The 11,381-nt window shown below is 67.3% G+C and carries 8 protein-coding genes; 6 read left to right on the top strand and 2 right to left on the bottom strand.

Annotated features, from left to right (window positions below):
- Positions 1-359: 359 nt before the first annotated feature.
- Both DMX06_RS01585 and DMX06_RS01580 read left to right on the top strand, forming a co-directional pair.
- Positions 360-1,112: a helix-turn-helix transcriptional regulator gene (locus DMX06_RS01585; protein WP_110733928.1), complete on the top strand. Its 753-nt coding sequence runs from the start codon at positions 360-362 to the stop codon at positions 1,110-1,112.
- A 16-nt stretch (positions 1,113-1,128) separates the two neighbouring features.
- The gene (locus DMX06_RS01580) at positions 1,129-2,559 is read left to right on the top strand and encodes an efflux transporter outer membrane subunit (protein WP_110733926.1); all 1,431 of its coding nucleotides are present in this window, start codon (positions 1,129-1,131) and stop codon (positions 2,557-2,559) included.
- Here the strand turns inward: DMX06_RS01580 and DMX06_RS01575 are convergent.
- Both DMX06_RS01575 and DMX06_RS01570 read right to left on the bottom strand, forming a co-directional pair.
- Positions 2,529-3,281 carry an AraC family transcriptional regulator gene (locus DMX06_RS01575; RefSeq protein ID WP_110733924.1) on the bottom strand — a complete coding sequence of 251 codons (753 nt, stop codon included), beginning with the start codon at positions 3,279-3,281 and terminating at the stop codon, positions 2,529-2,531. The genes DMX06_RS01580 and DMX06_RS01575 overlap by 31 nt on opposite strands.
- Positions 3,282-3,370: 89 nt before the next feature.
- A complete protein-coding gene (locus DMX06_RS01570) occupies positions 3,371-3,808 on the bottom strand; it encodes a PACE efflux transporter (protein ID WP_110733922.1) in 438 nt (145 codons plus the stop codon).
- Positions 3,809-4,123: 315 nt separating this feature from the next.
- Between DMX06_RS01570 and wecB the strand changes: the two genes are divergently transcribed.
- From wecB to DMX06_RS01550, 4 genes are read left to right on the top strand one after another with little or no spacing between them, the layout of a single operon-like run.
- Positions 4,124-5,278, top strand: a complete 1,155-nt coding sequence (gene wecB, locus DMX06_RS01565; protein ID WP_110733920.1) for a non-hydrolyzing UDP-N-acetylglucosamine 2-epimerase — start codon at positions 4,124-4,126, stop codon at positions 5,276-5,278.
- Positions 5,275-7,449, top strand: coding sequence for a cyclic di-3',5'-guanylate-activated glycosyltransferase NfrB (nfrB, locus tag DMX06_RS01560; protein ID WP_110733918.1), 2,175 nt, complete (start codon positions 5,275-5,277; stop codon positions 7,447-7,449). The genes wecB and nfrB overlap by 4 nt, the downstream gene beginning before the upstream one ends.
- The gene (locus DMX06_RS01555) at positions 7,446-10,448 is read left to right on the top strand and encodes a phage receptor (RefSeq protein WP_110733915.1); all 3,003 of its coding nucleotides are present in this window, start codon (positions 7,446-7,448) and stop codon (positions 10,446-10,448) included. Before nfrB ends, DMX06_RS01555 begins: the two co-directional genes overlap by 4 nt.
- On the top strand, positions 10,448-11,293 hold the full coding sequence (locus DMX06_RS01550) for a DUF4434 family protein (RefSeq protein ID WP_110733913.1): 846 nt from the start codon (positions 10,448-10,450) through the stop codon (positions 11,291-11,293). The genes DMX06_RS01555 and DMX06_RS01550 overlap by 1 nt, the downstream gene beginning before the upstream one ends.
- Positions 11,294-11,381: the final 88 nt, after the last annotated feature.

Raw genomic sequence — 11,381 nt, 5'->3', positions numbered from 1 at the left:
TATGGCCCCCCAAACCCGGACATTGGCCAGTACGTTTTCGCTCCGCCTGAGCCTGCTGAATCTTTTGTAGGACATTGACGATAGTCGGCAGCCGGTACCTGCCTACCCCTGTCAGCCGGCGTGGCAATCGCCGCCGATCTGGCCGGTTTCTGGCGCCAATTGTCCGACAATCCTTCGATTAAGGCTGCATGAGTCCGGAGAAATACCGACTTTTCTTGTCGGATAATTTGGCATTTCCTGTCCCCGCTTTCCGCTACAGACGCAGGCTCGGAGCCTGCTATTCAATAGCGCCAAGCCCCACCACAGAGAGGACTCGACCGCGAGACCCACCGCGTTACCGGATCAAGGAAGACGACGACATGAAGCTGATCGACAGCCTCGAACACCGCCACGACCCGCACCTGTACCTGCAATTGGGGGCATTGGTTGCCAGCACTGGCGATGCCACCTTCGCCGAACAGATGTTCCAGCTGATCGACGACCAGGTGCCGATCCATCGACTCGACCTCAGCGAGTGGACCCTCGACAGTGACCAGGCCAGCATCCGCCAGGTCAAGGTGCTGGGCAGCGCCGGCCTGCCCGAGGCGACGCCCGCGCAAGCGCAGCTGCGCCATCCCCTGCTGCAAAGCATCATGCGCATGGAAGACCCGTTGCTGATCCAGATAAACGCCCCCGCGCACCAATGCAACCTGGTGTCGCGCAGCGGCGACCGGCGCTGGGTCATCTGCTGCCACCGCCAGCGCAGCGAACGGATGTTCTCCCTGACCGAACTGTCGCTGCTCAAGCGCCTGTCCGACACCCTGTTGCCACTGGTCGAGCACCATGCCCAGCTGTTCCTGCAGGCGGCCCAGCGCCGCCCGGGAAGCCTGCAGGCGGATGAGGCCGGCTCGCTGCGCCAGGTCTTCACCGAGCGTCTGGAGCAGGAGGCGATCCGCCTGTCCACCCGCGAGCAAGAAGTGTGCATCGGCCTGCTCACCGGAGCGACCGTGCCACAGATGGCCCAGCGCCTGAATGTGAAGAACAGCTCGATCGAGACCTACCTGAAACGCGCCACCGCCAAGCTCGGCGTCAGCGGACGCCATGGCCTGGCCCGCTGGATGGCCGGCACCTGATCCCAGAGACCCTGCCATGCCGCGAATCGCCCTGCCCTTGCTTGCTCTCGTCTTGACCGGTTGCAGCCTCGCCCCCGACTACCAGCGCCCGCCCTCGCCCAGCGCCGAGCAGTACCCCACGGGCGTCGCCTATCGGGGCGGGCCACCCGCCACGGACGTGCCCGGCGACTGGCGCGGGGTGTTCCACGACCCGGTGCTGCGCCAGTTGCTCGATACCGCGCTGGCCAACAACCGCGACCTGCGCGTGGCCGTGCTCAACGCCGAGGCCTACCGCGCCCAGTACCGCATCCAGCGCGCCGAACTGCTGCCGAAGATCGCCGCCAACGCCCAGGGCACGCGCCAGTACCTACCGCGGCGGCGCACCGGCGGCGAAGGCATGATCAGCACCCAGCAATCGGCCACCGTTGGCATCAGTGCCTACGAACTGGACCTGTTCGGCCGCCTGCGCAGCCTCAGCGACCAGGCCTTGCTCAACTACCTGGCCACCGACGAGGCCCGGCGTGGCGCCGAGCTCAGCCTGCTCAGCAGCGTCGCCGGCGCCTACCTGACCTGGCGTGCCGACCAGGAGCTGCTGGCCCTGTCGCGCCAGACCCTGCAGGCCGACGAGAAGAGCCTGCGCCTGACCCAGCGTCAACGCCGCACCGGCACGCTGTCGGCGCTCGACCAGATCCAGGCCACCACCCGCGTCGACAGCACCCGCGCCGCCGTGGCGCGCTACACCCGCCTGGCCGCCCAGGACCTCAACCAGTTGCAGCGCCTGGTCGGCACGCAGGTCGACGAACACCTGCCGGCACTGCCGCTGGCCGACGAGCAGATTGCCAGGGTGCCCGCCGGCCTGCCCGCCGACCTGCTGCAACGCCGTCCGGACATCCGTCAGGCCGAGTACCAGCTGCAGGCCGCCAATGCCAATATCGGCGCGGCGCGGGCAGCGTTCTTCCCAAGCATCAGCCTGACCGCCAACGCCGGCAGCAGCAGCCGCGAGCTGGCCGACCTGTTCGACGCCGGCACCGGCACCTGGCTGTTCCAGCCACAGGTCAACCTGCCGCTGTTCAACGCCGGAAGCCTGCGCGCCAGCCTCGACTACGCCAAGTTGCAGAAGGACATGCAGGTGGCGCGCTACCAGAAGTCGATCCAGACCGCGTTCCAGGAAGTGGCCGACGGCCTGGCGGCGCGCAGCACCTACCAGCAGCAGTTGCGGGCCCAGCGCGACCTGGTCGAGGCCAGCCAGCGCTACCACGACCTGGCCGAGAACCGCTACCGCACTGGCATCGACAGCAGCCTGACCTTCCTCGACGCCCAGCGCTCGCTGTTCAGTGCCCAGCAGGGCCTGATCAGCGACCGCCTGGCGCAGTTGCTGGCCGAAGTTAACCTGTTCACCGCGCTGGGCGGCGGCTGGGACGAGGCGCCGGGGCTGGCCTACCAGCGCTCCACGGCCCTGCCGAAGTAGACCGATGGCGATACCCCGAGGGTGCGACGGAACATGGCGCTGAAGGCACTGGGGCTGTCATAGCCCAGGTCCAGTGCCACCTCCAGCACCGACTGCCCGGCCGCCAGGGCATCGAGGCTGGCCAGCAGGCGCATGCGCCGCAGCCATTGCACCAGGCTCAGGCCGGTCTCGCGCTGGAAGGCACGGGTCAGGGTGCGCGGGTTGAGGCCGCTGTGGGCCGCGGCGCGGGCCAGGCTCCAGTCCTCGGACAGTGCCTGGCGCAGGGCCTCGCACAGGCTTTGCAGGTGCGCCGAATGCGGACTGGGCACATGCAGGGCGAACACCGGCAGTACGCGCAGTTCGTCGAGGATCAGTTGCATGATCCGCGCCTCTCGGCCTTGGGCCGGATGGTCGGGGGCGATGTCCATGGCGCGGATGATCAGCTCGCGCAACAGTGGCGAGATCTCGATCACCTGGCACTGGCGCGGCAGGTCCGGGCGCGCGCCGGGTTCGACGAACAAGGTGCGCATGCGCACCACACCGGCCATGCGCAGCTCGTGCTCGACCGCCGCCGGCACCCACACCCCGCGCCCGGGGGGGACCACCCAGCTGCCTTCGCGGGCGCTGACCGTGACCACACCGCTGATCGCGTGGATCAGCTGGGCGCGGTCATGACAGTGCGGTGCGATGTACTCGCCATGGCGGTAGTTCTCGGCAAGCGGCAGGATGATCGGGCGCGGCATCGATGCAGGTCTGGCAAGGGTGAATGGGGATTATTGGCGATGCGGGGAACAAAGGGGAATCCCGGTGGCTTGTGGGAACAAGCCCCGAATCAGCACCCTTTGGCCACTTCCTGCGCCGACACCGGCACATCGAAGACCTTGTCGAATCCCCACTGGAACACGAACGCGTAGACGAAGAAGAACACGAACAACGCCAGGTTGGTTACCAGTGCCGCCCACAGCCCGATGTCCAGCCAGTAGGCCACCAGGGGCAGCAGGATCAGCACCAGCCCGCCCTCGAAGCCCAGGGCATGCAGCAGGCGCCGCAGGAAAGTGCGGCTGCGCTGGCGCTGGCGCGCCTCCCAGCGCTCGAACGCCCAGTTGTAGGCCATGTTCCAGCTCATGGCGATGCCCGACATGAGGATCGACAGCACGGTCGACTGGGCCATGCCGGCACCGAACGCCAGCTCCAGTGCCGGTGCCACGCAGGCCACGGCGATGGCCTCGTAAAGGATGGCCTGGACGACCTTGCGCGCCTTGCCTTGCATGTTCAGCTCCCAGAAGAAAAGACCTACAAAGCTACAAGAAGAAGGCTGCAAGAAAAAGCCGGAAATACTTTATTGACTGAACGTTCAATCAATAAAAGCTAGCATAAACGTTTCCGCACCACCCCTCCCTGGCGTCCGGCTCCCCCAGTGCCGACACGACCCCTGCCTCCGTGGCACTTCCGCCAGGGCCTGTACCACACCGTCTGGCGCAGGCCAAGCATTGGACAACCCCGCGATCGACTGCTTGTATTTATGACTGGCAAGCAGCGACACGTCGTACAACTTCGTCCAGGGAATCGAACGAGGAACTACACGATGGCCTACACCGTGATGATGGTATTCGGTACCCGCCCCGAAGCGATCAAGATGGCCCCGCTGGCTCGCGTCCTGCGCGACTGGCCCGAGGTCGACTTGCATATCTGCTCCACCGGCCAGCACCGCGAAATGCTCGAGCAGGTCCTCACCGCCTTCGGCCTTGCGGTCGACCAGGACCTTCAGGTGATGACCCAGAACCAGACCCTCAACGGCCTGTCCCGCGACCTGCTGGACAAGCTCGACCGCGCCTACGAGCAGGTCAAGCCGGACATCGTCCTGGTCCACGGCGACACCACCACCAGTTTCATCGCCTCGCTGGCGGCCTTCCACCGGCATATCCCCATCGGCCATGTCGAGGCTGGCCTTCGCACCGGCAACCTGCAGCAGCCCTGGCCCGAGGAAGCCAACCGGCGCCTGACCTGCGTGCTCGCCGACCTGCATTTCACCCCCACCCGCGACTGCGACGCCAACCTGATTCGCGAAGGCGTGCCGCCCGAGCATATCGAGGTCACCGGCAACACGGTGATTGACGCCCTGCTGTGGATGCGCGACAAGCTGCACCGGGACAACTGGCGACCCGCCCCCGAATCCCCGCTCAAGGTGCTGCGCGACGACCAGCGCATGGTGCTGATCACCGGCCACCGCCGGGAGAACTTCGGCAGCGGTTTCGAACGCATCTGCCTGGCCCTGGCGGAGCTCGCCCTGCGCTACCCGGACGTGCAGTTCCTCTACCCCGTGCACCTCAACCCGCAGGTGCAGCACGCGGTGTACAGCGTGCTGTCCGGCCGCGACAACATTCACCTGGTCGCGCCCCAGGACTACCCGCATTTCGTCTGGCTGATGAATCGCGCCCATATCATCCTCACCGACTCCGGCGGCGTGCAGGAAGAGGCGCCCGCGCTGGGCAAGCCGGTGCTGGTGCTGCGCAAGGTCACCGAGCGCCCCGCCGTGCTCAAGGGCGGCACGGTCAAGCTGGTCGGCACCCTGACCGAGCGCATCGTCCACGAGACCAGCCAGTTGCTCGACGACCCGGACGCGTACGCGCGCATGGCGCAGGTGTTCACCCCCTTTGGCGACGGCCACGCCAGCGAGCGCATCGCCGAACGCCTGAGCCGCTGGTTCGCCGAGCAATCCGCCGCACGGGACAACGCATGAGCCTGGCCTTCATCGATTTCCTCACCTATGTCCTGTTCGGCCTGAAGATCCTTGCCATCATCCTGGCGACACTGATGTTCGTGCTTGGCCTGGACGACCTGTTCATCGACCTGTGCTACTGGGGCCGCAAGCTGATCCGGCGCTTCCGTATCTACGACAAGTTCGAGAAGGCCGACGAGAAGCGCCTGTTCGAAGTGCCGGAAAAGCCCCTGGCGATCATGGTGCCGGCCTGGAACGAGGTCGGCGTGGTCGGCGAGATGGCGCGCCTGGCCGCCTCGACCATCGACTACGAGAACTACCAGATCTTCGTCGGCACCTACCCCAACGACCCGCAGACCCAAGCCGACGTCGACGCCGTGTGCCTGCACTACCCCAACGTGCACAAGGTGGTCTGCGCCCGTCCCGGCCCGACCAGCAAGGCCGACTGCCTGAACAACATCATCGACGCCATCCTGCGTTTCCAGCAGGATGCACGCATCGAGTTCGCCGGTTTCATCCTGCATGACGCCGAGGACGTCATCTCGCCCATGGAACTGCGCCTGTTCAACTACCTGCTGCCGAACAAGGACATGATCCAGATTCCGGTGTACCCCTACGCACCGGAGTGGAAAGGTTTCACCGCCGGCCACTATGTCGACGAGTTCGCCGAAAACCACGGCAAGGACGTCATCGTGCGCGAGGCGCTCACCGGCCAGGTGCCCAGCGCCGGGGTCGGCACCTGCTTCAGCCGCCGGGCGATCAGCGCCCTGCTCGAGGACGGCGACGGCATCGCCTTCGATGTGCAGAGCCTGACCGAGGACTACGACATTGGTTTTCGCCTCAAGCAGAAGGGCATGAAGTGCATCTTCGCCCGCTACTCCATCACCGACCCGGCGCTGGCCCTCAAGCAGGACTGGCGCCCCGGCATGAGCCGCGAGTTCGCCCAGGTGATCTGCGTGCGCGAGCACTTCCCCCGTGATTGGCAGCACGCCATCCGGCAGAAGTCGCGGTGGATCGTCGGCATCGTGTTCCAGGGCACCAGCAACCTCGGCTGGAGCCGCAAGGGCGCGCTCAACTACTTCCTCTGGCGCGACCGCCGCGGGCTGTTCGCCTACCTGCTGAGTTTTCTGGTCAACCTGTTGCTGCTGGTGCTGCTTGCGATGTGGCTGGTGACGGTGATCGCGCCCGAGTCGTGGCGCTTCATGTCGATTCTCAGCGACAGCAAGCTGCTGAGCGCGCTGCTGTGGCTCAACGGCCTGCTGCTGTTCAACCGCCTGTTCCAGCGCTTCTGGTTCGTCACCCGCTACTACGGCATCTTTGAAGGCCTGCTGTCGGCGCCACGGATGATGTGGAGCAACTTCGTCAACTTCTTCGCCAACCTGCGCGCCCTGCGCCAGGTGATGGAAATGGGCGACTCGCGGCGGGTGGCCTGGGACAAGACCACCCACGAGTTCCCCGCCCTCGCCGCGCCGGCCCGCACACCGCTGGGCCAGCGCCTGGTGGAAAAGGGCCTGATCAGCGAGACCCAGTTGCAACAGGCCATCACCAGCCCGGTCCGCCGACGTCTGGGCCGCGAGCTGCTGCTACGCGGCTGGCTGAGCAGCGAGCAACTGGTCCAGACCCTGGCCGAGCAACTGGACCTGCCTTGGGCGCCGCTGAACCCGTTCAAGATTGAGCCTGCGCTGATCGCCAAGCTGCCGCGCAAGCTCGCCACCCACTACGGCGTGCTGCCGGTGGACGAAGACGGCGACACCCTGGTACTGGCAAGCGAGAGCCCGGTCAGCCAGGTGTCGCTCGGCGTGATCAGCCGCCAACTCAAGCGCCCGGTGCGCGCCCGCCTGGCCCCGCAGGGGCGGGTGACCCTCGGCCTGCGCTACCACTACCCGAGTCCCTGGCAGAAGCCCGATACCCGGGAAATGCTCGCGGTACTCGAGCGCCATCAGGACGACGCCACCTTGCTGGAGCAGGTCGGCGTCCACCAGGTGATGCTCGGCACCCTGCTGCAGGTGCGCGGCATGGTGCCGGCGACCCTGTTCAACCAGGCGCTGATCGACTTCAACCCCGAGCAGCAGAGCCTTGGCGAGCACCTGATCGCCCGCGGCATCATCACCGAGCAGGTGCTGCAGCAAGCCCTCGCCGAGCAGGCAAGCGAACAACAGGCCGCCTATGAACTGACCCGGGAGGTGGCATGACGCCCCGTCTTTCCCTGACCCTCGCCAGCCTGCTGCTGTGCTCTTCCACCCTGGCCGCGCCGACCAAGCCGATGACCGACTTCCAGCGTTTCACCAGCTACCCGTTCATGGAGCGTGGTTACCGGGAAGCGCAGAAGGACAACTGGGCGGAGGTCGAGCGCCTGACCCGCCACGTGCTGGGGCGCGTGCCCAACAACAACGAGGCCCGCGCCCTGCTGGCCGCGGCTCTGGCCCATCAGCGTCGCTACAAGGAGGCCGAGGCGATCGCCGAGGACCTCGACGACAACCCCGAGCACGCCGACGCCCTGCTCGAACTGCGCCTGACCTGGATCGAGCAGGACCCACCCGCGGCGAGCCAGGTTGAGGCGTGGCTGGCCGACAGCCAGGGCCAGCAGCGGGTGCGCCTGTGGCAGGCCTATAGCGTCAGCCTGGCCAAGTTCGGTGGCGCGGCCAAGGCCCTGGAATGGCTCAACCAGTTGCCGGTGCGCGACGACGGCATGGTGCTGCGCATGACCCGGGCCAACTTCGCCGAGCAACTGCGCAACTGGGGCGAGACCATCGACCAACTGCAACCCCTGGCCGACAAGGGCGAACTGCCGCCGCAGGACTGGCAGCGGCTGGCCAACGCCTACATCCAGCAGGTCGATGAAAAAGGCCTGAACAAGCTGCTGGCCAGCGCGCCCTCCCAGGAGGCGGCGACCCACGCCCGCCTGGCCATGGCCAACCGCGCCATCGCCATGGGCCACAACCAGCAGGCCGAGCGTTGGCTGCAGAGCCTGCCCGCCGAACAACTGCAACATCCCGAACAGCGTCGGCAACTCTGGGAGCTGGCCCGCGAGGGCGACGACGCGGCGCTGGTGCGCCAGCTGAGCAACGAACTGCAGCGTCCGTGCCTGGAGACCGTCGACTGGCTGTCGCACAAGGACCTGAAGCTGGCCCGCGAGCAGCTCGGCCAGTGCGAGGCCCGCGACAATCCGCGCAGCTACGCCATCCTCAAGCAGCGCCTGTATGGCGAGCCCGCTCAACCGCCACAACCGCGCACGGCGGCGCAGTGGGAACAACGCTACCGCCAGACCGGCGACCTCGCGGCGCTGGAGCAAGCCACGTTCATGCTGCTCGAACGTGGTCAGACCGAGCATGCCCGGCAGTTGCTGGAGAACGCCTACGACCGCCGCCAGGGCCGATTGACGCCCTCGCTGCTACAACGCCTGGGCAACCTCTATGCGCGCAACGACGGTCCGCTGGACACCCCGCGCATGCTCGCCCTGGTGCCGCGGGTCGATGCCGCCACCCGCGGCCAGTTGCTCGCCCGCCTGGCCGAGGCCGGCCAGTGCGACGCCGTGCGCAAGGCCATCCCGGCCAACCCGAGCGAAGCTGGCCAGTATCGCGCCCTGGGCCGCTGCGCCATGCCCGACCAGCCCGGCGAAGCCGTGGTCTATTACCAGGCCGCCGAACGCCTGGGCGACACCGCCAGCCGCCTGCCCCTGGCCTACGCGCTGGAGGCCTCGGGCGACTCCGAGGCGGCGCTGCCGATCTGGAACAGCCTGCCGACCGACGCCTGGACCGACAATGCTCGCCTGACCGCGGCGCGTGGTGCCTTGAACGCCGGCGATGCCGACGCCGCCCGCCGCCACTGGGACGCGGCCGCGCACCGCAACGCCGACGACTGGGCCCTGGGCGCCGCCATCGCCCAACGCCAGGGCGACGCCCAGCAGGCCCTGGCCTTCCAGCGCGAAGCCCTGCGCCACACCCCGCGCGCCGATCACTACTACGCCGCCGCCGGCACCGCCCAGCAGGCCGGCGACAGCGCCCAGAGCACCGCCTGGCTGGCCGAGGCCGTGCGCCTGGCGCCGGATCAGCCGCGCTACCGCGCCGACTACGGCATGCGCCTGGCCGGCTCGGCGGACAAGCAGCAACGCCGCCAGTCCATACCCTATCTGGAACGCGCCACCCGCGACTTCCCCGAGGACTACCGCCTGGGCGAGACCCTGGCCCTGCGCTACGACGAGGCCGAGGACAGCGCCTCGGCCCGCCGCGAATTGCGCCGGGTACTGGACGTGGAGCACAACCTGGTCGACGGCGACGACGAGTACGGCAGCCTCGAGGCACGCAAGTACCGCCAGCGCCGCGCCCATGAGACCTTGTCGCGCCGCGACAGCATCACCTTGGCCAGCACCTGGTCGCCGGCCGGTACCTCGACCAACGACAAGTTCCTCGACAACGGCGCACGCGCCGGCAGCTCCCGCCGGGCGCAATCGCAGAACGTGCAACTGGCGATGTGGGACCATGCACTGGGCGAGGAGCCTAGCCGCAACGGCAGCACCCTGTCGGTGTATGGCCGCGTGCTGTTCGGTGGCCAGAGCCGCACCGACTACGCCCAGAGCATGGGCACCGGCGTGGGCCTGCGCTACAAGCCACTCGGCCAGGCCAACCTCAACCTGTACGCCGAGTTGTACCACCAGCGTCAGATCGACAGCACACACTACAGCGGCCTGAGCCTGGGCGAGCTGCTCAGTCCGGCCAAGGTCGGCGGCAACTGGGGCGACCTGCGCCACAACGCCGAGTCGAGCAACGACCTGCTGCTGCGCGCCACCGCGTCTTTCCTCGACCAGGGCCGGTATCGCAACGACTGGCGCATCGACGAGGACGACTGGGACGAACGCTTCCTCTACCTCGACGCCGCCTGGTGGACCCGGGCCGGCGACCATGCCTGGCTGTCGCGCTTCCAGCAGGGCCATGCCTGGAAACTGCCGAGCCAGTCGCCGCAGACCCTCATGCCTTACGGCTTTCTCGAGTTCTCAAGCCAAGACCCAAGCAACGACTGGCGCCAGGACGCCCGCGCTGGGGTCGGCGTGCGCTGGCAGTGGTGGTTCGACGACGACCGCTACAACGCCTACCGTGGTTCGCTGAAAGTGCGCGCGGAGTACCAGCAGGCGCTGGGCGGCAACCTCTACGAGCGCGCCAACGGCGTGCTGCTGGGTGTGGAGATGAACTTCTGATGCGTACCTTCCTGGCTCTCTGCCTGCTCGCTCTGTGGCTGCCCGCCCAGGCCGACCAACGCCTGTTCTATCAGCCGCTCAACCGTGATGCCAGCGTCACGCCGGCCCAGTGGCAACAACTGTGGCGCGCCACCGTGGCCCAGGGTGGCAAGACCCTGATCGTGCAATGGAGCGCCTACGGCGACAGCGACTTCGGCGGCGCCAACGGCTGGCTCGCCGGCAGCCTGCGCGAAGCGCAGGCCCAGGGGCTGGAACTAGTGCTGGGGCTGTACATGGACCCGGCCTACTACCAACGGCTCGAACAGCTCGACGGTGAAGGCCTGAACAGCTACTTCAAGGCGCAGCTGGGCCGTTCGCTTACCCAATACCAGCAGCTCAAGGCTGACTGGGCGTTGCCGGTGGCCGGCTGGTACCTGCCGCTTGAGCTGGACGACCTGCACTTTCGCGATGCGACCAGGCGCGATGCGCTCTACACGCAGTTGCAGGCGTTCAACCGGCAACTGGACAAGCCCCTGCATATCAGCGCCTTCAGCGCCGGCCAGCTGTCGCCTCGGGTCAATGGCGCGTGGTTGGATCAACTGGCGAGTCTTGGCCTGAACCTGTGGTGGCAGGATGGTGCCGGCACCGGTCGCCTGGCGCCGCTGGTGCGAAAGGGCTACGAACAGGCCCTGCCCTGTCGGGTGGGTATCGTGCGCGAGGCGTTTCGCCAGGTCAGCCCGCCTGGGCAACCGTTCCGCGCGGAACCGGCGCAGCCGGCACTGAGCGGAGGTTGCCACGCCGAAGCCGTGTTCTCCTTGCGCTACCGGCCCTGGGCCAGAGATGTGCTGAAACCAGGCTCGTTGTAGGAGCAACTGTCTTGCTCAACTGCTAAAGCTAGCGCGATCCCTGTGGGAGCGGCCTTGCGTCGCGAAAGGGCTGCACAGCAGCCCCGGC

This window comes from Pseudomonas mosselii (assembly GCF_003205295.1).
In the GTDB taxonomy this organism is placed as follows: Bacteria; Pseudomonadota; Gammaproteobacteria; order Pseudomonadales; family Pseudomonadaceae; genus Aquipseudomonas; species Aquipseudomonas mosselii_B.
This window is presented reverse-complemented; position numbering and strand designations above follow the sequence as displayed.